The organism is Flavobacterium sp. CG_9.1 (assembly GCF_015751645.1).
Taxonomy (GTDB): Bacteria; Bacteroidota; Bacteroidia; order Flavobacteriales; family Flavobacteriaceae; genus Flavobacterium; species Flavobacterium xanthum.
In genome coordinates, this window is the sequence record NZ_JADOVC010000003.1 from 16,164 (window position 1) to 42,421 (window position 26,258).

Sequence of the window (26,258 nt, forward strand, 5' to 3'; positions counted from 1 at the left end):
CTTTATTCTCTTTTTCAAACAATTAATTATGATCGAGGAAAATAGGCCAAGTGGAACAAGATCTTCTCTTCTGCTTGCAACTTATCTACTCGATTTTTTTAGAAATAGCGCATAAAAAAACACCAATCTTTCGACTGGTGTTTTTGAAAATAAGTGCTGTTATTGTATTGGATTTCCTAGCCCTGATAGAAGTGAAAATCCTTTTTCTAGACGCTTTCAGGGTTTTGAACCCTGAAAGCGTTGAAAAAGATTGTAACGGATAGCAGGAAAAAGCTCCTCCCTTCTCCCAAAATTTCGGGACGCTCAGGGTAAAATCCTAACCTACAATTACCTTTATTCCAATTCTGGCAATAACACGACTCCCATATTGAATAAGGTAAAGGCCTGAATATCGACGTTTTCCTGAATGGTTGCTGCTACAGATTTTCCTGCGCCATGTCCTGCATTGATATCAATACGAATTAGGGTTGGGTTGGTTCCAGTTTGTTTTTCTTGTAATTCCGCTGCAAACTTAAAACTGTGTGCTGGCACTACTCTATCATCGTGATCGCCCGTTGTAACCATAGTTGCTGGGTATTGTATTCCTTTTTGTATGTTGTGTACAGGAGAATATCCCTTGATATAGGTAAACATTTCCTTGCTGTCTTGTGCTGTTCCGTAGTCATACGCCCACCCTGCTCCTGCAGTAAAAGTGTGGTAACGCAACATGTCCATCACGCCTACTGCAGGTAGAGCGACTTTCATCAACTCTGGACGCTGTGTCATGGTGGCACCTACAAGCAATCCTCCGTTAGAACCACCACGAATAGCAAGGTATTGAGGAGCTGTATATTTTTGAGCAATTAAATATTCTGCTGCTGCAATGAAATCATCAAATACATTTTGTTTTTGCATCTTGGTTCCTGCATCATGCCATTTTTTACCGTATTCTCCGCCGCCGCGTAAATTTGGTACCGCGTAAACGCCCCCGTTTTCCATCCAAACGGCGTTAGCAATACTGAAACTTGGCGTCAAACTCACGTTGAACCCTCCATAACCGTATAGCATTGTTGGATTTGTTCCGTCGAGTTTCAATCCTTTTTTATGGGTGATAATCATTGGAATTTTTGTTCCGTCTTTAGAAGTATAAAACACTTGTTTGGACTCGTATAAATCGCTATTGAAATCTACTTTTGGTTTTTGATATACTGCAGAAATTCCTGTTGAAGGCTCAAATGAAAACGTAGAACCTGGAGTGATGTAATTCGTGAAAGAATAATACAAGGTTTTCTCTTTTTTCTTTCCGCCAAAACCACCGGCAGTACCCACGCCTGGCAATTGGATTTCGCGAACCAGTTTCCCAGAATAATCGTATTGTTTCACCACTGAAACGGCATCTTTCATATAATTCGCAAAGAAATATCCGCCACCTGTTGATGGAGACAAAACGTTCTCTGTTTCTGCGATGAAATCTTTCCAGTTTTCTGGTTTTGGATTGTTGACATCAACAGTAACGATGCGTTTGTTGGGCGCATTTAGATCGGTTTCTATGAATACTTTTGTGCCTTCGTTTTCGACAATGTTGTTATCACTTTTGAAATTATCCACAATCGTCACAATAGGACTGTTGGCCTTTGTCAAATCCTTGATGTACAATTCGTTCCCATAAGTAGAATTTGCTGCCGTGATTACTAGAAAACGATCGTCTTCTGTAACTCCGCCCCCAACATAACGTCGTTTTTGATCGGCGCCAAAAATAATTTGATCTACTTTTTGTGCGGTTCCTAACTTGTGAAAATACAATTTGTGTTGATCTGTTTTCGCCGATAATTCGCTTCCTTTCGGTTTATCATAACTGGAATAATAGAATCCTTCATTTCCTTTCCAAGAAACGCCGCTGAATTTTACATCAACGATGGTGTCTTCGATAATTTTTTGAGAAACGGCATCCATGATAATAACTTTTCTCCAATCGCTTCCTCCTTCTGAAATAGAGTAGGCCACTTTAGAACCATCTTTAGAGAAATTTAATCCACCAAGCGATGTGGTTCCATCTTTAGAAAAGGTGTTGGGATCCAAGAATACGGTTTCGGTTCCTTTAGCGTCTTTTCTATACAACACCGATTGGTTTTGCAAACCGTTATTTTTGTAGTAATACGTAAAATCTCCTTCTTTGAAAGGCGCTCCTATTTTTTCGTAATTCCATAATTTTTCCATTCTTGCTTTTAGCAAATCCCGAAATGGAATCTGAGCCAAATAATCATACGTCACTTCGTTTTGTGCTTTTACCCAAGCACCGGTCTCAGCAGATTTGTCGTCTTCGAGCCAGCGGTACGGATCGGGAAGTTTGGTATCAAAATACACATCAACCGTTTCCCCTTTGGTGGTTACGGGATAAGTTACCTGTTTTGGTTTTTGGTTTTGTGCAAAAGTCGCCATTGCAGAAGATACAGCCATTATTAAAAAAGTTTTTTTCATTAGTTAATTTTTTAGGTTGTTACAAAAATAGGGAAATAGTTAGTTTAGTAGCAGCGGGGAAGTCTTAAATAAAACCAAAAAAAACGCTACTCTTTCGAATAGCGTTTTTTAGAATGGTTGACATCAGAACGAAGTGCTTATTTGACCTGAACTGGATAAGTGATTTGTGCATCTGTTGCACCGCCAGCATTTGTAATATCTCCTGTTGCAACTCCAGCAGCACTTTTAGCTGGTTCGTGTCTCAAAACCACCACTATATTTCCTGTTGCTGCCACTGTTCCTGTTTTCAAAGTAAAAGTTAATCCAATCGGTTTTCCGTTGTCATCAGTATCAGTATACGTAAAAGCTCCTATTGCTGCTGGTGCTTGATAAAATAACTGATGTTCTACTCCTTCTGCTTTCACTTCCAATGTTATGTCATCAACTGGCGTCACGGCTTCGTTTAAGAAACGCACTGTTCCTGTATACGTTGTGTTCACTATTAAATCTCCTGAAACAGTAACTACCGGAGTATTTGGTCCGTCTCCGTCCAGATCTCTAGAAGTCAAGGTAATGATTTGATTCCCTGCAGTCAAAGTAGTTGTAACTGTTGTAATTACTTCCTCCTCATTTACTGCAATAGGATCGTCATTGTTACAAGATGAAAACGTGAATACCGATAATAATGCTAGTGCTAAAATTTTTGAATTTTTCATTTTTTTGTGTTTACTTTTTAATAATTGAATTTTAATTGAATTTGAAAGTTTCTACCCATTTCATCAGCAAAAAAACGTTGCCTATTGAGGTAGTCCCTGTAATTAGTGTTTAAAATATTCTGAACAGAAAATGCGATTGTTGTATTAGATTTACCGAAAGTCTTGAATTTCATCTCCGAATAGAAATGCAACAACTGATAGGCTGGCGGCGGAGTACTAATGTCTACTAGAACCTCAGTCAATTCATTATTCACAATAATATTGGTTATGAAATTGTTATCTGGAAACTGATTTTGACGCATTATCATTTCGCTTTTTAATTCGAGTTTGAGATCATTCCACTCCGTTTTTGCAAATTGAATTTTGTTACTCAGATTTAATGGTGGAATATCAATCAAGAATTCGTTGTTAGTCAAATCTCTCCCATTTACATAAGCCAAAGCAAAATCATGCTGCCATTGATTGTTTATTTTCCAATGTGTTTGCACGTCAACTCCTGCTAACCTTGCATTAGTTTGCTGGTATTCCCAAACTGGAAACGAACCGCGATTGTTTTTTTCAAAACCAACAGGCCGTAAGAACATGAAATTGCGAATGCTGTTTATAAAAGGATTAACCTCAACTGAGAAAGCTGTCCATTTTTTTTGCAAGGTGGTCGATAATTTTACCGCTTGTTCTTTGTCTAAAGCTATATCACCGAGCTCGATGACCCCAGTTGAATGATGCAAACCGTCACTAAAAAACTCGGACGGATTTGGGTTTCTGGTTGCCAAACTAACATTAGTGTACCAGTGTAAGTCTTGACCAAATTCCTTGTGAAATCCTGTACTAGCTGAAATATTATGAAAAGTAAAACTAGGCTTTGCCAACCATTGATTGCCTTGTTCGCCCACAATAAAATCAGCAAATTCAGAGTTATAGCCTCTTTCATCCCATCTGGATTTAAAGTAAAACTTAGTGGCTTGTACTTGTGAAAAATCATATCGTAATCCAGCATCTACAGAAAAACTATCTGAAATATCATAGTTTACAATACCATACGTACCAAATTCTATTCTATCGAAATTAGGAATCAATGGTCTTATTTCTGTAGCTGGATTTGCAAAATTGTTTTGAAAAGAGCCATTAAATCCAGACTTTAAAGACCAATCATGCACCGTTTTTTTATAATCTATATTTATGGCATGAGTGGTTAACGCCAAGTCTAAGGCAGCTAGGTTATTAAAATTTCCTCTACGAACGTCAAACTCGAGACGCTTATTAAACTGAAAAGAATACTGTACCGCCAATGACGCTGTTTGATCAAAATAATAGTTGTAATTCAGTTTTGCTAAATGATGTTGCACTTTTTGTTTAGGATTATTTATGTCATACGTGAAATCATAGACAGCCCAAGGAACTTTATTCTTAATAGCATTGTATAAATCATTGACATTACCTATGTGCGAAGCACTCAAAATTCCAATAGTGGTATTGTAGAAACTGTAATATCCAGAGACATCATATTTTTTTCCAGTAAATTTTATATCGCCAGAAAAATTAGCTTCCCGATTCCCTGAATTAGACAACACATAATCAGGAGCTTCTCTATCGCCTGAATACTTGAATGTTCCTAGTGCGTTCCAACTCCATCCTTTGTCGTTTCCTTTGTGCAAACTAGAACTGATAGAACCGCCTCTTCCATTTGACGCTAGATTCAGGATTGTTTTCCCAAAAAGCGTGTCTCTTTTTACAGAAATAGGCTCGATCACAACTAATCCACCTACCGCGTCACCACCGTATTGCAACCCAGACGCTCCTTTGATAACCGTAATTTTGCCCGCTGCGTTTACATCAAAATTAGGCGCGTGCTCCGTTCCCCATTGCTGATCTTCTAAACGGACATTGTTATTGATGATGGGAATTCTACTTCCAAACAAACCATTGATAACCGGCTTTACCACAGAACTTCCTGTTTTCATACTAGAAACACCTGCAATTTCCTTCAAAATATCACCAAGGGTTTGATTACTGAACTTCTCAATCGTTTCCGTTTTAATCTTTTGTTCTAAAAGAGATTTGTTCAGCGTATTGGCTTTTTGTCTGATGATCACCTCCTGCAACTGTGCAGCATTTTCCTTTAAGGCAAAGTTCAAAACTTGGTCACCCGCTAAATTTACTAAGGTATCAATAGCCTGAAAACCAATAAAAGACACATATACTTTTACGTTCCCTTTTGGCAATCTTTTTATAAGATAGTTACCCGAAACATCTGAGGATACTGTTTTTGTCCCAATGTGTACATGACTTCCTGAAAGAGGTAATCCTTGCTGAGTAGTAATTTTTCCACTAACTGTATTTTGCGAAAAACCAATGGTGCAAAACAAACAGAAGCAGAAAAAAATATAGATTTTTGTTTGCATTTTCTTTGTTCAAAATAGATAAACATGTGAATCATTTCCAAGATTTGAAAATGATATATTGTTTTAAAAAACTATTTAGACTGCTGGTGGAGCACGAAGCGCAAAAAGGCTTCCTTTAAAGAATTGCGTGATTTCTTTGGAATCAAAATCAGCGTTGTTTGGGTATAATTCTAATGATTTTAATTCAAAAGTAGGAAAAACTAAAAATGTAAAGCTGCCTAATTTATAAGCACAGATTCCACAAAAATCAAAATTGTGATGCTGATGCGTTATTTCTGCAGTAGAATTTTTCTCATGAACGCATTGAATTTCAGAAAGTTGTTTTGCTATATGCTCGTATTTATGCACCGACTGAAACAGCATCGAAAGCAATACTGTCAGCGTTAGCACGAGACTAAATATAGAAAATTTCTTTTTCATCTTTGGCAAATATAGCGATACTGAAATAAAAATCCATTTGTTTTTACAAAATATGCATTTCATAAAAACAAATGGATTTAAAAAATTATGCCCAAAAACCAAATTCTAGTTTCTTAAAGAGCCGCAAAATAAGGCTGTTTTCAACCCCAAAAGCACTACGCCAATCCCTTTGCAATCAAATATTCAGCAATTTGTATGGTGTTTGTCGCCGCTCCTTTTCTTAAGTTATCCGCTACAATCCACATATTCAAGGTGTTTTCTTGGCTTTCATCCCGACGAATTCTACCTACAAAAACAGCATCTTTTCCTTGTGCATACATTGGCATTGGATACGTATAGGTGTCGTTATTGTCCTGAACTACCACACCATCAGTATGATGCAAAATATTCCTTACCTCATCTACGTCAAAATCATTCGAGAATTCTACGTTTACCGCTTCACTGTGTCCACCTACGATAGGCACACGAACTGCAGTTGCTGTAACGGCAATGGTATTGTCACTTAAGATTTTTTTAGTTTCACGAACCAGTTTCATCTCTTCTTTCGTGTATCCATTTTCTTCAAAAGAATCGCATTGTGGAATCGCATTTCTGTGAATTGGATATTTATATGCCATTTCACCTTGAACGCCTGCATATTCATTTTCCAATTGCTGCACTGCTTTTACACCTGTTCCAGTGATGGATTGATATGTGGAAACAATGACACGCTTGATGTTGTATTTTTTGTGCAAAGGAGCCAAAACCAATACCATTTGTATCGTAGAACAGTTTGGATTTGCAATAATTTTATCTTCTTTTGTTAATTCGCTAGCATTAATTTCCGGCACAATTAATTTTTTAGTCGGATCCATTCTCCAAGCTGATGAGTTATCAATAACAGTTGTTCCTGCTGCTGCAAACTTTGGAGCCCACTCCAGTGAAGTATCGCCACCTGCAGAGAACAAAGCAATATCTGCTTTCATATCAACTGCTGTTTGTAAACCCACAACCGTAAGCATATCTCCGTTATAATCTATTTGCTTGCCAACAGATCTTTCCGATGCAACAAGAATCAGCTCATCATTTTTACCAATGAAATTTCTTTCTGCTAAAACTTTCAACATTACTTCGCCGACCATTCCGGTAGCACCAACAACTGCTATTTTCATAGTATATTTTTAGTATTGAATATTAAATTTGAAGTACAAAAGTAACTAATATTGAAATCAAAACAATCAGCTTCACAAAAAATAACAAAATGTTATATTTATAACGTTTAGTGAAAAAATGCAAATCAGGAGAGCCGTTTTTTAAGGAATTATTTCTTTTTGATTTTAAAACATTCCTAAATAAGGTCTTAAATTGTTTTGGAACCATTAAGATTTCAATAAAATTAAGTTTTAAAGTGTTTCTTAATGTATCTTAATTTCCTACTGGTAAATAGTCGCTACTGTTTTAGATAAACTTTTAAAGAAAAACCGCCTCAATTAAGAAGCGGTTTAGTCCTAAAACACATTCAGGATAAATTAGAATATATAATGTAGCGGAAATTACTTTTTTAACAAGTCTCTAATCTGAGTCAATAATTCTTCTTGAGTTGGTCCAGCCGGAGCAGCTACAACAACCACTTCTTTTTTCTTCGCTTTTTCAGCCGCTCTTAAAATCACAAAAACAAAAAATGCGATTATAACAAAGTTAATAATTGCTTGTACCAGATTTCCATAAGTGATCACTGCCGCACCCGCTGCTTTTGCTGCAGGTAAATCAGCATAACTATTACCATCTAAAGTGATGAATTTCTGGGTGAAATCGATTCCACCAGTTATCAAACCTACTATTGGCATAATGATGTCATCCACAGCGGATCCAACAATTTTACCAAATGCACCCGCTATAACAACTGCTGTTGCCAAACTTAAAACATCTCCTTTCATTAAAGAAGCTTTAAAATCACTGAAAAATCCCATAATTTTCATTTTTTGATTGTCCCTATTTTCGATACTTAATAGCTAAAATAGACAAAAAATTAACATTTGTATCTTTTACGCTGAAAAAAATTAACGGAAGAACACCCGTTTCACACGCTGCGATATACTAGTAAGGATTTCATACGATATGGTATTTAATTTTTGAGCCATATATCCCACAGTTGGACTTTGTCCAAAAACAATTACCGCATCGCCCTCTTTACATTCTATACCAGTTACATCTACCATTAGCATATCCATACAAATACTCCCTAATATACTCGCTTTCTCTTTTTTGATGGTTACAAATCCTACTCCATTTCCCCAACCTCTGGAAATTCCATCGGCATATCCAATAGGAATAGTAGCAATTTTTGTTGGTTTTTCAGCCATAAACTTCCTTCCATAACCCACACTTTCTCCCGCAGCAATGGTTCTTATTTGTGAAATCACCGATTTCAATGTGCCAACATCCTCCAGTTGTTTCTGTTCTTCGGGATCGTTTGAAATTCCGTAAAGACCAATTCCCAACCGAACCATGTCGTACTGTGATTCCTGAAAATTACTGATGCCCGACGTATTCAAAATGTGTCGTAAAGGTTTGATGTGCAATTCAGACATCAACCTAGAAGACAATTTTTCAAATAAAGCAATTTGTGAATGTGCAAAATCCATATGTTCGAGATCATCACTGGTCGCCAAATGGGATAAAATACTTTTAATTTGAACTGTATTATTCCCTTTGAGCGCTGTTATAAGCTCTTCTATCGTATTTTCTTCAAACCCCAAGCGATGCATTCCCGTATCAAATTTAATATGAATTGGAAACTGTTCTAAGTTTTTTTGTTTCGCTATTTTCAAAAAAGCATGCAATCCTTTCAAGCAGTAAATCTCTGGCTCTAGCTGATGTTGAATTATGGCTGCGAAACTGGTATTCTCTGGATTGAGAACCATGATAGGCACTTGTACACCTCCGTTTTTAAGCGAAATTCCTTCGTCGGCGAAAGCCACTCCTAAATAATCTACTTTGTGATGCTCCAGTAATTTGGCAATCTCCAATCCACCGTTTCCATATCCAAAAGCCTTCACCATTACCATAATTTTGACCTTTGGCTTGAGCTTGGATTTAAAAAAGTTTAAGTTATAACTGATCGCATTGAGGTTAATTTCCAGAACTGTTTCATGGGTTTTCTCTTCCAGTAAATAAACGATTTCTTCAAACTGGAAAGATCGCGCTCCTTTTATCAAAATAGTTTCGTTACTGAAGTCTAAACTTTCAAAATCAGCAATAAATGCAGCTGTGTTTTTAAAAGTAATACAGTTTGTAAATTTATCTTTGAACTCCGAAATTGTTTCTCCGATGCCAATAACGCGATCCATTTTATTCGAGACAATTAACTGAGAAACTTTAGTATACAATTCGTCCTTAGACAAGCCACTTTGAAAAATATCAGATAAAATAATTGTTTTCTTTTCATACTGCTTCTGACTTTCGAGAAAATCCAATGCAATCTTTAGTGATTGAAAATCGGAGCTGTAACTATCATCGATAATACTACAATTATTGATTCCGTTCTTGACTTTTAGACGCATTTCGAAAGGATACAATAGTTGCATTCGGTTTTGAATGGTATTAATATCGTATTTAAAGTACAATAAAACCATCAGACACGAGCTTGCATTTTCTATGGATGCCTCGTCTTGAAACGGTATTTTTAGATCAAAATTTTCAGCGCCGTATTGCACGTTCAAAATCGTATTGTCAGAACCACTTTTTTTAACAATATAAACATCTGCCTCTTTGCTGACAAAACTCCAGGTAAATGCCTTTGTTTTTGAACAAACAAAAGGATCTACCCTTTTATCGATTTGGTAAATCATGACCTTCGAATTTTCAAAAAGCGACATTTTCTCCTTTATTTTCTCTTCGACATTTAAAAAACCTTGATCGTGTGCGGAACCTATATTGGTAAGAACTCCAACGGTAGGTTTGATAATTTCCTCTAATTTGGCCATTTCAGAACTAGTTGAAATACCTGCCTCGAAAATTCCTAGATTGTGTTTCTCATTGATTGCAATAACAGATAAGGGAACACCAATTTGAGAATTATAACTTTTTGGACTCCGAATAACATTAAAATCAGGACTTAGCAAAAAATTTAGCCATTCCTTTACTATTGTTTTTCCGTTACTTCCTGTAAGTCCAATGATAGGGAAATCGAAAAAATCGCGGTAGTTTGCTGCAAATTGCTGCAAGGCTACTAAGGTATCGTCGACAACATAAAAATTAGCTTTGGTCTCACAGCCATTTGGAATGTGCGTCACAACAAAATTGCGAACACCAGTCACCATTAGATCCTTGACATAAAGGTGTGCATCAGTATTGGCTCCTATTAAGGCAAAAAATAAGGTTTGAGGACCATTTTGCAAAGACCGACTGTCAATCGAAACAGCGTCTAAGGCTCTGTTTTCTTGGTTTCCTAGGAATGTTGCAGGAATTTTTTGGATGCTATTTAGGATTTTCTGGCTCATGAAATTAGAAGTGATTGAGGTAAATTTCTTTTCTGGAAAGCAAGCGATTTACCGTTTATGCGTTTATAAAACTTCCTCAAAAATACCACTTCTTTTCAAAACGAAGGGTTAGATATACTTTAAATGTAAGCCATCTCGTTTATTTTTGAAAAAGAAACAGTCGCAATAGCTCTACTAATTTTAGCAGATTACTTATATTTGTTTTTAGCTAAAAATGAGTCCTTTTGAAAAAAATTCTACCATCGTTTTCTTATATTTTCCATCCGATATTTATACCGGCAATTGCCACGCTGTTTTATCTTTTTTATAATGATGCTGATTTTGTTACTCATGAAAAAATATTTGTTTTTTTTCAAGTTGTCATCGTCACAGTATTCATTCCCATCCTAGCATTTTTACTATTGCGAGCAACAGGAAACATAGATTCTGTTATGATTTCAAAAATATCACAACGCAAAATCCCATTGATCATTCACTGTTTTTTGATTATTTTATTGGTGCGCAAGAGCATCACCATTGATCGATATACCGAATTGCATTTTTTTTTATTGGGAGGACTTTTAAGCACTTTGTTAGCCTTGATTCTATTATTTGCTAATATTAAGGCGAGTCTTCACCTGATCGCCATTAGTTCTTTGACCGTTTTTATTATTGGCTTAAGCCTGCACCTTCGTATTCAGAGTATATTCACGATTACAATTTTAATTCTCCTCAACGGTTTCATAGCCTCTTCCCGGTTAGAAATGAAAGCGCACACCTATAAAGAACTGGTTATAGGTTTTTGTCTGGGCGCTATCCCACAACTGCTTTTATTAGTTTTATGGTTATAAAATGTAGAAAATAATTCCAAAATTTAAGGACTTCATGTTAATGGATTCGCCATTTACCTTAGCCGATTGAAACAATGGATTCAAACCATAGTACAAATAAAGATTTATCGTGTTGTATCCTGATGAAACATACGCTCCATACTGAAATTTATTAAAATCTTTATTTCCAGTAACTTCGACTTTTCCCGCATTGCTATCAAAAATAGACTTGTCATACAGCAAATAACTAAACTTTATTCCAGTATAAATTCTCCAAAATTTATGACTTTCATAAGTCGAGGTGCGCCACCTGAATTCAACAGGAACATCAATAGAAAGCATGGAAAACTTATTTTTCTTATACTTTGTTTCTTGATCAATAAGGGCATAAAACGGGGTTTCAGCTGTTGAAGAAATGGCCAAGTTCTGATTGTGATTCGTGTAGGTAAAACCTATACCGGAAGCAACAGCTATGGTTCTTTTCTTATTGATTGGCATGTCTCTTAAAAATCCTCCTGAAAATCCTGAAGAAAATTTACTTTGCGACAATCCTTCTGGCTTATCCGTAAGTGTATTGTAGGTTATGGCAAAATAAAACTGATCTTCTCGGTACAAGGAATCGACTTTCAAAACAAGTGTATCTTGAGTTATTGTGTTTTCTTGAGAGAAAACAGGAGCAACTAAAAGCAGCAGAAAACAACTAAGAAAAATTCGCATATTTTGATTGATTTAAATTGCTATATGATTGTTTCAAACACGGTCCAATTCTAATTCTCATTATAACTCTACAAATATAGGATTTTGACGGTTTTCTAAAGTGTATTATAGACAAATAAACTTTTACTTTTCTACTTTAAAAAAAATCTGATTTAATAGTATTGAGATCCCTCTTATTCGCAGCGGTCATGGCATTAACTCCGTTGATCCCATAGTGGGTGTCTCACAACGAAATTAATGCTTGGCATTGCATGCCAGATCCTTTTTTGTTTTATGGCGAAGCCAAACTAAAAAGTTTGACACGCTAGTGTAATTTTCAAGTAGGGATTAACTCCGTTGATCCCATAGTGGGTGTCTCACAACGAAATTAATGCTTGGCATTGCATGCCAGATCCTTTTTTATAGCGTTGTCAAAATAAAACGTTTGCCCTGCTTAAATTAGGGATTAACTCCGTTGATCCCACAGAGGGCGTCTCACAAAGAAAAAATGCTTGGCTTTCCAAGCCTGACCCTTTTTTGTTTTAAAGCATAGTCAAACTAAAACGTTTGTCCCGCTTTAAAACAAAAAATGCTCCCCTTTCAGGAAGCATTTTTTCTTTGCAGAGAGGAAGGGATTCGAACCCTCGATATGTTGCCATATACACGCTTTCCAAGCGTGCGCCTTCAGCCACTCGGCCACCTCTCTATTTTATTAAGGCTGCAAAGAACAAGAAAAAAAATGAGTTTCGAAAGTAAAAAATCAATATTATGCGATTTCACCTCGTAAAGAAGTTTCAAAGACGTTTTTAAAGTCTTTTGCTGCTATTTTTTGACCCAATAAATACATTAATTTTGTTATTGCTGCCTCGGTAGTGATGTCTTTTCCAGAAATCACTCCAATTTCTTTCATTCCAGTGCTGGTTTCATATTGTCCCATGCTAACACTTCCGCCAGAACACTGAGTCACATTGATTACCTGTAAACCCTCGGACAATGCTTTTTTGAGTAAGTTTAAAAACCAATCTTCGGTAGGGGCGTTTCCAGCTCCATAGGTTTCTAAAACAATTCCTTTAAGACCAGGAATACCTAAAATAGCAGATAAAACGGCCTCGCTGATACCCGGGAACATTTTTATAATAGCCACATTATTATCTAAGGTCTTATGTACAATAAATTCCTTATTTATATTTTTAGGCAAAAATAATTCTGGATTCAAATTTAAATGCACTCCAGATTCGACCAATTCAGGATAATTTGGAGATGTAAAGGCTTTGAAATGTTCCGCATTTATCTTTGTAGTTCGATTGCCTCTGTATAATTTATATTCAAAATAAAGACACACTTCTGTAATAACAGGCCCGTCATTATCTCGTAAAGAAGCGATCTGAATCGCAGTGATTAAATTTTCTTTGGCATCAGTACGTAAGTCTCCTATTGGCAATTGGGAACCCGTAAAAACAACTGGCTTTGCTAAATTTTCGAGCATAAAACTCAATGCTGATGCGGAATAAGACATGGTATCTGACCCGTGCAACACTACAAATCCATCAAATTCTATATAATTATCGGCAATAATAGTGGCTATTCTAGACCATTCTTCCGGGTTCATATTGGAAGAGTCGATGGGATTTTCGAACGAAATAGTTTCTATTTCGCAGTCCAATTGTTTCAATTCTGGAATTCGCTGTAGTAATTTACTAAAATTAAATGCTTTTAGTGCTCCTGTCTCAAAATCTTTCCTCATCCCAATGGTTCCACCGGTGTAGATCAACAGTATTTTAGCCTTATACAACATCATGGTATTTTAACTTATTCACAACTGGATTGGCATACATGGCCAGAAAACCATCCAAAGCTACTGGATTATCATGGTCAATGCGCATTTCGAGTCGGCGTTCGAATAATGATTTTTCATTTTCGGTGTATAAATGCGAGTAGCGATTCGTTTTGTGTACAATATCATAAGCAATAAAGTTGGTAGGCCACAACTCATAATTACCTAGAATAGCATCATCAATTACTTGTGCTACGGCAACTATCTGTTTGTTAGTGCTGTCATTTTCGGCTTTAATTTCGTCGATTTCAGTATCCAGCACTTTCCCTACATGAATATGAATCCGTTTCTTTTGTCCTAAGGCACCACTAAGAATCGTCATGAAATCTTCATTTTTTTCCTTGATGTATACTTCATTATTGGCTTCAGCCATTAATTGTGGCATTTTCAAAGCATCAGTAGGATCGTATTCGTAAGAAATAGAAACGGGTACAATTTTTATTTTTCTGAAATAATCCATCAAATTCTTTTCATCTGAGCCCATTCCTAACATTTTTAATATACCAGGATTGGTTTCATCATTACCATCTTTCGTTCTTCCTTCGCGTTGAGCGATCCAAACCGACCGATTTTCGTGAAGCAACAACTCACCAATATATTCTGAAAGTAGCTTTGAACTTTGTAACATTTCCCTTGGCGTTAAGCCACGCTGCACTAGAAAGTTTCGATTTAGTTTTGCTAATGTATTTAAAAATGATTTTTTAACTAAATTATCTCCTATTGCTGAAGCAGTCATCACTAAACCATGCTCAAACAGTGCCGTATTCAATAATGTGGTATCCAAAAGAATATCGCGGTGATTCGAAATGAATAAATAAGAGGTGTTTGGTCGTAAGTTTTCAAAACCAGAAGTCGTTAACCCGTCAGAGCTTTTTTCCAATACTCTTTGCACGGATTGGTAAATGAAATTACACTGAAAATCCCGAATAGAATGTGTTTTTCGAAGTTGCTCTTTCCAAACTTCGTCTGCTACGCCGGGAAAAGTAAAATTCATCAATGCTTTCATCATTGGATGATTAACAACATTCTGAAGTGCTTCGTTTATTTCGGAATTATAAAATGGCCGAATAGCGTCAAATTTCTGCATTGGGGTTCTCAATTTTTGTGATGGCAAATGAACAAAAAAAATATCAAAATAATGTGAATTCTATTTTAAATCCCAAAAATAGCTTTAGAATTCTCTGTGGTTATCGTAGCAATTTCATTTTCTGACAGACCGTAAATCTGGGCTAACTTAGCCGCTACATTCACAATATAACTACTCTCATTTCTTTTACCTCGATACGGAATAGGTGCTAAATAAGGGGAATCCGTCTCTAGAACAATGTGCTGTAAATCAATTTGATTCAAGAACTGGTCGATTTTTCCATTTTTAAAAGTTACTACACCGCCTATTCCTAGCTTCATATTATGCGAAATCGCCTGTAATGCCTGTTGATACGTTCCCGAAAAACAATGAAAAATACCAAATAATTCAGGTGATTTTTCCTCTTCTAAAATTTCAAAAATTTCATTAAAAGCTTCTCGACAATGAATGACAATGGGTAATTTATAATGTTTTGCTAGTTGTATTTGCCTTTTGAAAGCAATTTGCTGCTCCTTCAGATGGGTTTTATCCCAATATAAATCGATTCCAATTTCGCCTACCGCATAAAATTTTCTTTTGGCCAATTCGTTTTCCACATGTTGTACTTCCTCCAGATAGTTGTCTTTAACATAGGTAGGATGTAAGCCCATCATCAAGAATACAGTATCAGGATGCTTTTTTTCCAAATCATACATCACTTCAGTACAGGTAGAATCGATGGCGGGAATAAAAAAACGTGAAACACCAGCATCAAGCGCACGCTGTATCATTTCGCCTCGGTCTTGATCAAATTCTTCGCTGTAAAGGTGTGTGTGGGTATCGGTAAGTATTGCTTTTGTTTCCAAGGGTCTCGTTTAAGGGTACAAAATTACAAGAATAAAAGTTGGCGAAAAAATGGTTTTAAAAAGATTCGTTGGATTCCTTCACAAACTCCATGTATCTTTGCGAAACATAAAAAAGTTCGTGAAATAAATTCAGCTTAAATGAAAAACCTCCACCATATCCTTAAAAAGGAAAATTATAAAAAAGTAAAATTTAAAATCACTAAAACACAGCATCTTTTGATAAAAGCAAAAATTAATGGTGTTATAGGTAATTTTATTTTAGACACTGGAGCGTCAAACAGCTGTGTAGGATTTGAAAGTATTGATTTATTTCTCTTGGAAGCAAAAAAATCTAAGACTAAAGCTTCGGGAGCAGGCGCATCTGGAATGATTACGCAACTCGCTTTAAAAAATCAATTGCAGCTTGGCTCATGGAAAGACACTAACTTTGAACTTGTAATTTTTGATTTATCTCACGTCAATGAGGCGTTAGTGCAACATAAGTCAAAACCAGTTCATGGAATTATAGGAGCCGACATTTTGATGAAAGGCAAAGCGATTGTAGACTATTACAACCACTATTTGTATTTATTAAAATTCTAAAAAAAAAAGCGCATCGAAATTCGATACGCTCTATTTATACTACAAAATGCAATACTGCTACTCTTTAATCATTTTAGTGGTAATTACCTTTCCGTCAACCACTGTTCTAACAATATAAACTCCTTTTGAAAGTTCGCTAGTTTGAATGGTCGTAGAATTACTTTTTGGATTTTTCACCAGCACTTCTTGGCCTAATATAGTGTAAAAACTCACCTTTTCGATTGCGCTATCTGCTTCAATTGTTAAATAATTAGTAACCGGATTAGGATACATCATCACTTTTGAAGCTTCAAAATTAGTAACGCTTAAATTGGTGGCTACTTTGCTAAAATAAACATTGTCGATGTAAACCGTTCCTGCTGGCGCTCCTGACATTACTAACTGAGCAATATGTCCTCTGGTTGATAATCCGGTAAAGTCAGAGAATGGAATATCGTAGCTGTTCCATCCTGATAAAGTTGGCGTGCGAGTCACTTCAAACTCTACGTCATCACCTCCTTGATACACTCCATTTGCTCCAAAATCAACTAATTTAACTCTGAAAGCGGTCAAATCTGGTGTCCACACATCAATATGAAAATACAGCATTTGTGTTGCATCAATAGTACCGGTAACGTCAACGCCAAAATAATTCAAATTTGTGTATTTTTTTGTGTCATTCCCAGCGATTTGCAGATCTGTCAAACTACTTCCAACTGACCAATCCGTTCTCCAAGTCGTAACAGGAACGTTTGCATAGGCATTACTAAACATAGAAATGACATTTACCTGCGCCGTTGTAGGTGTTGGCGCCGCAACAGTAGGTTCTGTTGGCGCAACAACCACCGTTGACTTGTAAAAATAAAAATTATCTAAATAAACCGTGGTTCCAGAAGGAGTAGAAGACAAACTCATTTGAAATACGTTACTAAAGTTTATCCCAGGAAAATTAGCAGCATTCAACGTCATGTCGAAACTATTCCACCCTGGCGCAATGGTTAAAGTTACTCCAGATTCTACTGGACCTGGATTTATTAGATTAATTTTAACTGAAGTTGCACTGGAAGACCATAAATCTACATGCATGGTCGTCATATCAGAAAGATCAAAAACTTCTGCACCAGGCAAGGTAATTCCCTGATAATTGAAATTACTTAATTTTCTTGTATTATTAGTCGCAATAAGTTCTTCAGTAACATCCGTAGACTGACCCCAACATTTATACCAGTCTCCTGCTTTGTAAACTGCATAAGCATCGCTGTACAAAGATTTCACATCTGCCACTGCTCTTGCTGGAGGAGTGGGCGCAGCTACAGTAGGAGCCGTTGCGGCAACCGGAGCAGCTATTTTTGCAGAAAACGTAATACTATCAACATAACATATATGATCCGCGCTTCTTGTTGTTCCTTCAGGAATAAAATCAGGAAATACAATCATTTGATCGATTCCGGTAGAAACCCCTTCTCCTATTTTAGAGGCAAAGTTAAAAGTTAGTTCCTCCCATTCGTTTATTTTAGTATTGGCAACGGTGATTTCCCCTGTTGATCCACTATCAGGACGGGCAAATTTTATCCCTACTTTACTAATTACATCTTTATATACCATTATTTTTACCGTGCTATTGGTTTCATTTAATGTAAATGTTCCAATTCCATTTGTACCAGAAGCATGAGCGGTTTCAAAACCTGTGTACCAAGCACCTGCAACCAAAGCGGTAAATTTAGCAGCAGTATTGGAGGCGTTAATTCCCGTTTTATCAGGATTCGAGGCCAATAAAGATGCTGTAGATCCTCCCGAAGGATTATCAAAAGAGGTCAAAGTCCACGTAGATCCATATTCGCCCGTTTCAAAAGTAACCGGCGCATACGGTGCAGCAGCAGGTGGCGCTACTATTGCCACTTTATTAAAATAAACATTATCTATAAAAATTGTTCCTGCAGAACCGGAGAACACGAACTGTGCAATATGCGCTTTAGTCGTCAAACCAGTAAATTCAGAAAGCGGAATCTCTAAACTATTCCAACCGCTTAAAGTTAAAGTACGAGTAATTTCAAACTCTTTATCATCTCCGCCTTGATAAGCACCGTCAGCACCAAAATCAACTATTTTAATTTTAAATGTGGTCACATCAGGTGTCCAAACATCAATATGAAAATTAAGCATTGAAGAGGCATCAATTTTATTAGCTTCAGTTATAACTCCAAAATAAGTTAGGTCTGTATATTTTTTAGTGTTATTTCCAGCCACTTGAATGTCAGACAATACATTTCCTGATTGTCCCCAATCTGCTCTCCAACTGTCAACTGTAACATTGGTGTAAGCATCGCTAAATAATGAAATCACATTAGCAGCTGTTGGGGTAGGCGTTGGTGCAGCAATCGTAGGTACAGTCGCTGCTGGCTTTGCTGAAAAGGAAACGTTATCAAAATAACTAGTAGTTTCAACTGTTCTGGCATTGAAATCTAAAAAGAAAATAATTTGATCAATATTGATAGTTTCAAATAACCCTATTTTTCCCGAAAAATCAAAAGTTAATTCTTCCCACTCGTTAATTTTAGTATTTGGCACTTTGATTTCTGGTTGCGCACCACCATTTGCAATAGCAAATTTTATAGCTACATCGCTAATAACAGACTTGTAGACCATTATTTTAATGATACTGTTGGAAGCGCTTAAGGTAAAAGTTCCAATTCCGTTTGCACCCGAAGCGTGAGCAGTTTCAAACCCTGCGTATGGCGCAGCGTTTGAAGCGGTACTTCCTGCAACAAATTTTCCAACCGTTGCTGAGCTGTTTATTCCACCAGGGAATGGATTGGCAACTTTAGAGTAACCCGCTCCTGATCCATTTTCAAAAGTGGTAAAGGACCATGTTGCACCAAACGCTCCAGTCTCGAAGGTAATTGGTGCATTTTGTGAGAATCCTATTGAAAAAACCAACAGGAAAATAAATAAAGTAAAGTTCTTCATAATTTTGAGTTTATAGTTATTCTCAAATTTAAGAATGTATTGTTCCATCATTGAAAATGATACCCATCTAAAAACTATACAGTGTAATAAAGAAATTACTTATTTGTAATTAGCCCCAAATATCGACAGTGCTGGGACTTAACATTATTTTAGGAGTATTTTAAATAAAAATATGATGCTATTTAATTCACGATGTTGTGGTAATGTTAAGGTGAATTATCTGTTTTTATGATTTAAATTTATGCTAAATGCAATTTATTTACTAATAAAAAACAATAAACATAAAAAATTAGACAAATAAATGCTTATTTACTAAATTAAATTTGGATGCATAAAAAATCCCGTTTTGTTATTGAACAAAACGGGATTAAGATGGGTACTTTAAAAACTGGATAAAGTACTTATGATTACAATTCGAATGCTTTTTTAGGATTATTTTCTAACAGTAATTCCCTAGGATTTTCTAAAGCTTCTTTTACAGCGACTAAGAAACCTACAGACTCACGACCGTCAATAATTCGGTGATCATAAGAAAGTGCCACATACATCATTGGGTGAATTTCCACTTTACCGTTTACGGCAATTGGACGCTCAATAATGTTATGCATTCCCAAAATTCCTGATTGCGGCGGATTGATAATTGGAGTAGACAACATACTTCCAAAAACACCACCATTGGTAATTGTAAAGGTTCCACCTGTCATATCATCCACTGTGATTTGACCATCACGTGCTTTGATCGCTAATCTTTTAATATCAGCTTCAACACCACGGAAAGTCAAGTTCTCCGCATTACGAACTACAGGAACCATTAAACCTTTAGGTCCGGAAACCGCAATTGAAATATCACAAAAATCGAATGCAATTTTGTGATCACCATCCATCATAGAGTTTACATCTGGAAATAATTTTAAGGCTCTGGTTACTGCTTTCGTAAAGAAAGACATGTATCCTAAACCTACTCCACCATGTTTAGCCTTGAACGCCTCTTTGTATTCGTTACGAATCAAATTGATTGGCGTCATGCTTACTTCGTTAAAAGTAGTCAACATCGCTGTTTCGTTTTTAGCGGCAACCAATCTCTCCGCTACTTTACGACGCAACATAGATAATTTAGTACGCTCCGTCCCACGAGAACCACCTGTAGGCGTTCCCATTGAAGGCACTGCATTTACAGCATCATCTTTAGTGATTCGTCCATCTTTTCCAGTTCCTGAAAGGGAAGCTGGGGCTATGTTTTTTTCTTCTAATATCTTTCTTGCTGCTGGAGAAGGTGTTCCCGCAGCATAAGTTGCTACTGGAGCTGCCGCTACCGGAGCCGCTTTTGGCGCTTCTACTTTTGGGGCTTCCGCTTTTGGTGCTTCTGCTTTTGGTGCTTCCGCAACGGCTGCGTCACCTGCGGGTTTAGCTCCGTCCGTATCAATATGGCAAACCACTGCTCCTACTGCTACAGCATCGCCTTCTTCTGCTTTCAAAGTAATGATTCCGCTGGCTTCTGCAGGCAATTCTAATGTTGCTTTATCAGAATCAACCTCAGCAATGGCTTGGTCTTTCTCTACATAATCTCCATCTTTTACCAACCAAGTTGCAATTTCAACTTCCTTTATAGATTCCCCTGGTGATGGGACTTTCATTTCTAAAATCATGTTCTATTATTTTAAATTATGAATTTTAAGTTTTAAATTGTTCTAGAACAATCTATGTTTATTGTATGTGCTATTTTTTAGCCCTGATGGCAACGGCATCCTTTTTCTTCCGCTTTTTTTGGCGGAGAAAAAGATATAGTGAACAGCAGGAAATAGCTCCTAAAAATATCTATTTTGATGCGATTGCTTCGTTTACCACAAGGACTATCTATATAAATTTTTATCAAAAACCATTCGCAAAGCATCTGCCTGACGGCGTTTTGCTCTTGTATAACTTCCTGAGGCAGGAGCTGCGTATGCTTTCAACGATGCTAATCTCCATTTTACTAAATCGAAATTCATCAACATGAAACTATAGGCTCCCATATTTTTAGGCTCTTCTTGTGCCCAAACATAATCGTCCGCATTTGGATATTTAGCAATAATATCTTTTAATTGCTCCACAGGCAATGGAAATAATTGTTCGATTCTGACTACCGCTACATCATTTCTACCCAAATTTTCTCTTTCAGCAGTAATATCATAATAGAATTTTCCGGTACAGAAAACTAGTGTTTTTACCTCCTCCTTATTCACCGTATTGTCATCAAAAGTTTCTTGAAAAGTGCCTGTCGCAAACTCTTCGACTGTAGAAACTACTCTTGGATCACGCAACAAACTCTTTGGTGTAAATACAATAAGTGGTTTGCGGAAAGTTGTTTTCATTTGTCTTCTTAGCAAGTGAAAGAAGTTGGCTGGTGTTGTACAATCCGCAACATACATATTATGTCTAGCACAAAGTTGTAAAAAACGCTCCATTCTGCCAGAAGAATGCTCTGCTCCTTGTCCTTCATATCCATGAGGCAACAACAAAACAATTCCGTTCTGATTGTTCCATTTATCTTCTCCACAAGAGATGTATTGGTCAATCATGATTTGGGCTCCATTACCAAAATCTCCAAACTGAGCTTCCCAAATGGTAAGGGTATTAGGATTGGCCAAGGCATAACCGTAATCAAATCCTAAAACACCATATTCAGATAAAAGTGAATTGAATATATTAAATTTACCCGTTGCACCTTCTAGACTACTAATCAATGTTACTTCTTCTTCTGAATCTTCTACTTTAACAACCGCATGACGGTGAGAAAAGGTACCACGCTCCACATCTTGTCCGGAAATACGAACATCATATCCCTCTTTCAAAAGGGAACCGTAGGCTAAATGTTCGGCCATAGCCCAATCCAACTTGTTCGTTTCGAAAAACATTGTTTTTCTATCATTGATCAGTTTTTGAATTTTACTGATGAATTTTTTATCCGCAGGTAGGTTACAAATAGCATTTGCTACCTCCGTAAGACCTGCTATAGGAAAGGTGGTATCTACTTTTTTTAACATTTCAACATCAGAAACTTGCTCGAAACCTTTCCATTCATTTTTCATGAATGGCGTAATTATAGTTAAATCCTTCTTGCGAGATTCTTCTAAATTTACCTCTAATTTTGATTTGTATTCTTGCTCTAATCCTTTTACAAAAGTGTTGTCAATTACTCCGTCTGCAAGTAATTTTTCCATGTAAATATCTCTTGGATTTTTGTGTTTAGCAATAATTTTATACAATACGGGTTGTGTAAAACGAGGTTCATCCCCTTCGTTGTGCCCGTATTTTCTATACCCTAATAAATCAATAAACACATCTCTACCAAATTCCATTCTGAAATCCAGTGCAAATGACATGGCGTGCACTACTGCTTCAGCGTCATCTGCATTTACGTGCAGTACTGGAGAAAGTGTTACTTTAGCAATATCCGTACAGTAGGTAGATGAACGTGCATCAAGGTAATTAGTGGTAAATCCTACTTGATTATTAATTACAATATGAATGGTACCGCCGGTTTTATAACCGTCCAGTTGCGCCATTTGTACAATTTCATAAAGAATTCCCTGACCTGCAATTGCGGCATCCCCGTGAACAGCGATTGGTAATACTTTAGAGAAATCATTTGGGAAATATTTGTCTTGTTTAGCTCTTGTGATTCCTTCGATTACAGCACCTACTGTTTCAAGGTGAGAAGGATTGGGAGCCAAATTAATATTTATTTTTTTACCTGAAGCCGTCACTTTATCAGCCGTTAGCCCTAAGTGGTACTTTACATCCCCATCAAAATATTCTTGATCGTAATCTTTACCGTCAAACTCACCAAAAATATCTTGGGTTGACTTGCCAAAAATATTGGCCAAAACATTCAAACGACCACGGTGTGCCATTCCCATTACAAATTGCTCCACCCCTTTATCGGCTGCTTTTTCTAGTAAAGCATCCAAAGCGGGAATAATTGACTCTCCACCTTCAAGAGAAAAACGTTTTTGACCCACATATTTTGTGTGTAAAAAGGTTTCAAAAGAAACAGCTTGGTTCAATTTATTCAGGATAGATTTTTTTTCATCTGAAGAAAAATTAGGTTGATTGTCATTGACTCCTAATTTTTTCTGAATCCATTCGACAATTTCTGGCTTACGGATGTACATGTACTCCACCCCAATATGCTGACAATATATAGTTTCAAGGTGCGCTATAATTTCCTGAAGGGTGCACGGTTGTATGTTAATGGCCTTTGCTGCATCGAATACAGTGCTCAAATCCGCGGAGGAAAGTCCAAAATTAGTGATTTCAAGTGTTGGCGATGTAGTACGTCTTTCTCGAACCGGATTCGTTTTAGTAAACAAATGGCCGCGGGAACGATATCCATCAATCAATTTCAATACATTGAATTCTTTTTGAAGTTTATCTGAGACCAAACTTACATCCGTATTATTAGAGGCAAAATTTGCAATTTGTTCCACTGGGTTTTCCTCATTGTAAGTTGTCATCCCAAAGTCAAAACCTTGAAAAAAACTTCTCCAACTTGGCTCTACGCTATCTGGATTCTCTAAATATTGATCGTATAATTGTGCGAAAAATTCTGTGTGTGCTGCGTTTAAAAATGAAAACCTATCCATAATGTTTAGTGAATATACCTTTTTTGTTAAAATAGTTTCGCAAAAGTACGATAATACAATAAATTTCTAATTTATTTTAAGATACTTTTACATTGAATATTGTTAAAAAACTAGAAACTTATGACAAAGAATTGCTTTTTGAATTATTCCAAATCATTTTTGGTGATAATCACTGTGTTTTTTTCAAGTTGTCTCTTTGCACAACAAAATGACGTGCCAGTACAATTAGAAAATCAGTTCTGGAGAAATGTACAATTTGGAGGCGGTATTGGCTTAGGTTTTGGATCAGGCTATACGGATATTTCAGTGGCGCCAAGTGTGATTTATAATTTCAATGAATATGTCGCTTTAGGTGTTGGACTACAATATAAATATTTAAAACAAAAGGATTTTTACGCTTCTCATTTATATGGAGGGAGTGCAATAGGTTTTTTTAATCCCCTACATGAAATCCAACTTTCGGCTGAACTAGAACAATTAAGAGTCAATGTGAATTTAGATGGATCCAACAGTAATTCAGAAAATTACTGGAATACAGCCTTATTTATAGGGGCTGGTTATCGATCTGGAAATGCTACAATTGGCGTCCGCTACAATGTTTTGACAGATAAAAACAATATTTACGGCAGCGCATTTATGCCATTTATCCGATTCTACTTTTAAATACATCCCATGAAAAAAATCATTCTTTTACTATCAATTTTATCTATAAATTTTTGTTTTGCCCAAAAGTCTATATTACAATCTGGCCCTATGGTAGGCTATTGTGAAATGAAAGAAGCTGTTATTTGGCTTCAAACCAATAAAAATTCCACTATCAAAGTAGACTATTCTACAACTGACAATCCGTCTAAAGTCTTACATTCTGAGAATTATACCAGTTCAAAAGAGATTGGATATACCTATCATATTATTTTAGACCAATTACAACCAGGCAAAAAATACAATTACACTGTTTTCATAGACAACAAAAAAGTAATCTTGCCTTACGAAACTTCTTTTTCATCAAAAAAATTATGGGAATGGCGCGAAGACGCTCCTGATTTTACAGTTGCATTTGGTAGCTGCATGTATATTAACGAACCCGAAGTCGACAGACCGGGAAAACCTTATGGCAGCGGCTACACCATTTTTGAAAGCATCAGTAAAAAAAATCCAGATATCATGATTTGGGGTGGTGACAACACCTATTTAAGGGAATCGGATTGGGACAGTAAAACGGGGATTTATCACAGAAACACTCACTCTAGATCGATTAAGGAAATTCAGCCTTTACTAGCAAAAACTCAAAATTTTGCTATTTGGGACGATCATGATTATGGACCAGACAACAGTGATCGTAGCTTTTATAACAAACAAATTACTCAAAAAGCTTTTAAAGATTTTTGGGCGAATAAATACTACGGAATGAACCCAAATCAAAACGAAGGTGTTTTCTCGACTTTTACTTGGGGAGACGCACAGTTTTTTCTAATTGATGGACGGTTTTTCAGATCGCCGGAAGCACGAATTACAGGAGCTAAAACGATGTTAGGCACCACGCAGTTTGAATGGTTGATTGACGCATTGAGCGCATCGGAGGCGAGTTTTAAAATAGTGGTTATTGGAGGCCAAATTTTAAACACCGTACTCGATAGCGAAAACTACAGCCACTTTCCAGAAGAAAAAGAGAAACTACTCCAAGAAATTACAGCCAATAAGATTAAAGGTATTTTCTTTTTAAGTGGGGATAGACATTTTGCTGAAATGTCCATGATGCCTAGAAATAATAGTTATCCTATTTATGACTGGACTGTTTCTCCATTAACATCCGGTGTTGCCTCTCAAAAGGTTTTAAAGGAAGATAATAAATACAAAGTTCCAGGAAGCGCCTTTGTACAGCATAATTTTGGCACCATCTCCTTTTTGGGTACCCAAGAAAACCGACAAATGAAACTCACTTTATTTGATGCAAACGGAAGTGAATTGTGGAACAAAACAATCTTAAAAAAGGAGTTGCAATAACTAATACTTATTTCTAAACCATACTTTTTGCCATTCTCTTTTCAAAATTAAAAAGGCAACTTGCTCAGCGAGAATTACTAAATCTGAACCGTCGAGTTTTTTTATTTCTTCTTCGGATACATCTATTATGTAAAGCAAGTTGAGATATTCGGCAAACTTGTATTGTATTAGTCGGTAAATTTTTTCATGCAATTGCAGTTTCAATTCATCTGGAGTACTGCTCAGGGCAAGATCAATTGCTTCATTAGCCAAATTGAAATCCTTGTTTATCTGTTCAATTAATTTCAAGTATAAATTTTCACCAGCTGCTTCGGTAAGCAATAAATCGGTATTTTTTGGAACTATAAACATTTGATTTTTGATTTTTGATTAACG

The 26,258-nt window shown here is 36.4% G+C and carries 19 protein-coding genes and 1 tRNA gene; 4 read left to right on the forward strand and 16 right to left on the reverse strand.

Translation table 11 applies throughout. The annotated features are described in order from the left end of the window. Positions 1-333: 333 nt before the first annotated feature. The 7 genes from IWX83_RS02295 to IWX83_RS02325 all read right to left on the reverse strand — a co-directional run bounded on the left by IWX83_RS02295 (position 334) and on the right by IWX83_RS02325 (position 10,455). Positions 334-2,436, reverse strand: coding sequence for a prolyl oligopeptidase family protein (locus tag IWX83_RS02295; protein WP_231379779.1), 2,103 nt, complete (start codon positions 2,434-2,436; stop codon positions 334-336). 158 nt (positions 2,437-2,594) lie between these two features. Then, positions 2,595-3,152 carry a type 1 periplasmic binding fold superfamily protein gene (locus IWX83_RS02300; protein WP_196827372.1) on the reverse strand — a complete coding sequence of 186 codons (558 nt, stop codon included), beginning with the start codon at positions 3,150-3,152 and terminating at the stop codon, positions 2,595-2,597. 17 nt (positions 3,153-3,169) lie between these two features. Then, complete coding sequence (locus tag IWX83_RS02305; protein WP_196827374.1) at positions 3,170-5,554, reverse strand: TonB-dependent receptor; 2,385 nt, start codon at positions 5,552-5,554, stop codon at positions 3,170-3,172. Positions 5,555-5,629: 75 nt separating this feature from the next. Beyond that, on the reverse strand, positions 5,630-5,974 hold the full coding sequence (locus tag IWX83_RS02310) for a hypothetical protein (protein ID WP_066079479.1): 345 nt from the start codon (positions 5,972-5,974) through the stop codon (positions 5,630-5,632). Between the two features lie 155 nt (positions 5,975-6,129). Next, the gene (locus tag IWX83_RS02315; RefSeq protein ID WP_196827376.1) at positions 6,130-7,125 is read right to left on the reverse strand and encodes an aspartate-semialdehyde dehydrogenase; all 996 of its coding nucleotides are present in this window, start codon (positions 7,123-7,125) and stop codon (positions 6,130-6,132) included. A gap of 381 nt (positions 7,126-7,506) precedes the next feature. Next, positions 7,507-7,923, reverse strand: coding sequence for a large conductance mechanosensitive channel protein MscL (gene mscL / locus IWX83_RS02320; RefSeq protein ID WP_091172689.1), 417 nt, complete (start codon positions 7,921-7,923; stop codon positions 7,507-7,509). Between the two features lie 90 nt (positions 7,924-8,013). After that, positions 8,014-10,455 (reverse strand): bifunctional UDP-N-acetylmuramoyl-tripeptide:D-alanyl-D-alanine ligase/alanine racemase, encoded by a 2,442-nt coding sequence (locus tag IWX83_RS02325; RefSeq protein WP_196827378.1) that lies wholly within the window; start codon positions 10,453-10,455, stop codon positions 8,014-8,016. A 224-nt stretch (positions 10,456-10,679) separates the two neighbouring features. On the opposite strand from IWX83_RS02325, the gene IWX83_RS02330 reads away from it, so the two are divergent. After that, complete coding sequence (locus tag IWX83_RS02330) at positions 10,680-11,285, forward strand: hypothetical protein (protein WP_196827380.1); 606 nt, start codon at positions 10,680-10,682, stop codon at positions 11,283-11,285. Here the strand turns inward: IWX83_RS02330 and IWX83_RS02335 are convergent. The 5 genes from IWX83_RS02335 to IWX83_RS02355 all read right to left on the reverse strand — a co-directional run bounded on the left by IWX83_RS02335 (position 11,280) and on the right by IWX83_RS02355 (position 15,726). Next, a complete protein-coding gene (locus tag IWX83_RS02335; RefSeq protein ID WP_196827382.1) occupies positions 11,280-11,981 on the reverse strand; it encodes a porin family protein in 702 nt (233 codons plus the stop codon). The genes IWX83_RS02330 and IWX83_RS02335 overlap by 6 nt on opposite strands. A 600-nt stretch (positions 11,982-12,581) precedes the next feature. Then, a tRNA-Ser gene (locus IWX83_RS02340) sits at positions 12,582-12,666 on the reverse strand. Between the two features lie 60 nt (positions 12,667-12,726). Continuing rightward, positions 12,727-13,755, reverse strand: a complete 1,029-nt coding sequence (locus IWX83_RS02345; RefSeq protein ID WP_196827539.1) for an asparaginase — start codon at positions 13,753-13,755, stop codon at positions 12,727-12,729. Further along, entirely contained in the window at positions 13,745-14,881 is a 1,137-nt protein-coding gene (locus tag IWX83_RS02350; protein ID WP_196827383.1) for a 1-acyl-sn-glycerol-3-phosphate acyltransferase, read from the reverse strand. The genes IWX83_RS02345 and IWX83_RS02350 overlap by 11 nt, the downstream gene beginning before the upstream one ends. A gap of 65 nt (positions 14,882-14,946) precedes the next feature. Beyond that, positions 14,947-15,726, reverse strand: a complete 780-nt coding sequence (locus tag IWX83_RS02355; protein ID WP_196827385.1) for a TatD family hydrolase — start codon at positions 15,724-15,726, stop codon at positions 14,947-14,949. A gap of 138 nt (positions 15,727-15,864) precedes the next feature. Here IWX83_RS02355 and IWX83_RS02360 point away from each other — a divergent pair, with 138 nt between their 5' ends. After that, entirely contained in the window at positions 15,865-16,308 is a 444-nt protein-coding gene (locus tag IWX83_RS02360; RefSeq protein ID WP_196827387.1) for a retropepsin-like aspartic protease, read from the forward strand. A 57-nt stretch (positions 16,309-16,365) separates the two neighbouring features. Here the strand turns inward: IWX83_RS02360 and IWX83_RS02365 are convergent, their stop codons facing one another. The 3 genes from IWX83_RS02365 to IWX83_RS02375 all read right to left on the reverse strand — a co-directional run bounded on the left by IWX83_RS02365 (position 16,366) and on the right by IWX83_RS02375 (position 23,879). Continuing rightward, positions 16,366-19,254, reverse strand: a complete 2,889-nt coding sequence (locus tag IWX83_RS02365) for a T9SS type A sorting domain-containing protein (protein WP_196827389.1) — start codon at positions 19,252-19,254, stop codon at positions 16,366-16,368. Positions 19,255-19,661: 407 nt separating this feature from the next. Then, on the reverse strand, positions 19,662-20,900 hold the full coding sequence (gene odhB, locus IWX83_RS02370; protein WP_196827391.1) for a 2-oxoglutarate dehydrogenase complex dihydrolipoyllysine-residue succinyltransferase: 1,239 nt from the start codon (positions 20,898-20,900) through the stop codon (positions 19,662-19,664). Between the two features lie 204 nt (positions 20,901-21,104). Next, the gene (locus IWX83_RS02375; protein WP_196827393.1) at positions 21,105-23,879 is read right to left on the reverse strand and encodes a 2-oxoglutarate dehydrogenase E1 component; all 2,775 of its coding nucleotides are present in this window, start codon (positions 23,877-23,879) and stop codon (positions 21,105-21,107) included. Between the two features lie 120 nt (positions 23,880-23,999). Here IWX83_RS02375 and IWX83_RS02380 point away from each other — a divergent pair, with 120 nt between their 5' ends. Both IWX83_RS02380 and IWX83_RS02385 read left to right on the forward strand, forming a co-directional pair. Further along, positions 24,000-24,542, forward strand: a complete 543-nt coding sequence (locus IWX83_RS02380) for a hypothetical protein (RefSeq protein WP_073354806.1) — start codon at positions 24,000-24,002, stop codon at positions 24,540-24,542. A 9-nt stretch (positions 24,543-24,551) separates the two neighbouring features. Further along, a complete protein-coding gene (locus IWX83_RS02385; RefSeq protein WP_196827395.1) occupies positions 24,552-25,883 on the forward strand; it encodes an alkaline phosphatase in 1,332 nt (443 codons plus the stop codon). Here IWX83_RS02385 and IWX83_RS02390 read toward each other — a convergent pair whose 3' ends face one another. Then, positions 25,884-26,234 (reverse strand): hypothetical protein, encoded by a 351-nt coding sequence (locus tag IWX83_RS02390; protein WP_132065229.1) that lies wholly within the window; start codon positions 26,232-26,234, stop codon positions 25,884-25,886. Between the last annotated feature and the right edge of the window lie 24 nt (positions 26,235-26,258).

Bases quoted from the DNA above. Each gene is read 5' to 3' on its own strand.
- IWX83_RS02295 (WP_231379779.1), bottom strand. From the start codon at position 2,436: ATGGCTGTATCTTCTGCAATGGCGACTTTTGCACAAAACCAAAAACCA.
- IWX83_RS02300 (WP_196827372.1), bottom strand. From the start codon at position 3,152: ATGAAAAATTCAAAAATTTTAGCACTAGCATTATTATCGGTATTCACG.
- IWX83_RS02305 (WP_196827374.1), bottom strand. From the start codon at position 5,554: ATGCAAACAAAAATCTATATTTTTTTCTGCTTCTGTTTGTTTTGCACC.
- IWX83_RS02310 (WP_066079479.1), bottom strand. From the start codon at position 5,974: ATGAAAAAGAAATTTTCTATATTTAGTCTCGTGCTAACGCTGACAGTA.
- IWX83_RS02315 (WP_196827376.1), bottom strand. From the start codon at position 7,125: ATGAAAATAGCAGTTGTTGGTGCTACCGGAATGGTCGGCGAAGTAATG.
- mscL (WP_091172689.1), bottom strand. From the start codon at position 7,923: ATGGGATTTTTCAGTGATTTTAAAGCTTCTTTAATGAAAGGAGATGTT.
- IWX83_RS02325 (WP_196827378.1), bottom strand. From the start codon at position 10,455: ATGAGCCAGAAAATCCTAAATAGCATCCAAAAAATTCCTGCAACATTC.
- IWX83_RS02335 (WP_196827382.1), bottom strand. From the start codon at position 11,981: ATGCGAATTTTTCTTAGTTGTTTTCTGCTGCTTTTAGTTGCTCCTGTT.
- IWX83_RS02345 (WP_196827539.1), bottom strand. From the start codon at position 13,755: ATGTTGTATAAGGCTAAAATACTGTTGATCTACACCGGTGGAACCATT.
- IWX83_RS02350 (WP_196827383.1), bottom strand. From the start codon at position 14,881: ATGCAGAAATTTGACGCTATTCGGCCATTTTATAATTCCGAAATAAAC.
- IWX83_RS02360 (WP_196827387.1), top strand. From the start codon at position 15,865: ATGAAAAACCTCCACCATATCCTTAAAAAGGAAAATTATAAAAAAGTA.
- IWX83_RS02365 (WP_196827389.1), bottom strand. From the start codon at position 19,254: ATGAAGAACTTTACTTTATTTATTTTCCTGTTGGTTTTTTCAATAGGA.
- odhB (WP_196827391.1), bottom strand. From the start codon at position 20,900: ATGATTTTAGAAATGAAAGTCCCATCACCAGGGGAATCTATAAAGGAA.
- IWX83_RS02375 (WP_196827393.1), bottom strand. From the start codon at position 23,879: ATGGATAGGTTTTCATTTTTAAACGCAGCACACACAGAATTTTTCGCA.
- IWX83_RS02380 (WP_073354806.1), top strand. From the start codon at position 24,000: ATGACAAAGAATTGCTTTTTGAATTATTCCAAATCATTTTTGGTGATA.
- IWX83_RS02385 (WP_196827395.1), top strand. From the start codon at position 24,552: ATGAAAAAAATCATTCTTTTACTATCAATTTTATCTATAAATTTTTGT.
- IWX83_RS02390 (WP_132065229.1), bottom strand. From the start codon at position 26,234: ATGTTTATAGTTCCAAAAAATACCGATTTATTGCTTACCGAAGCAGCT.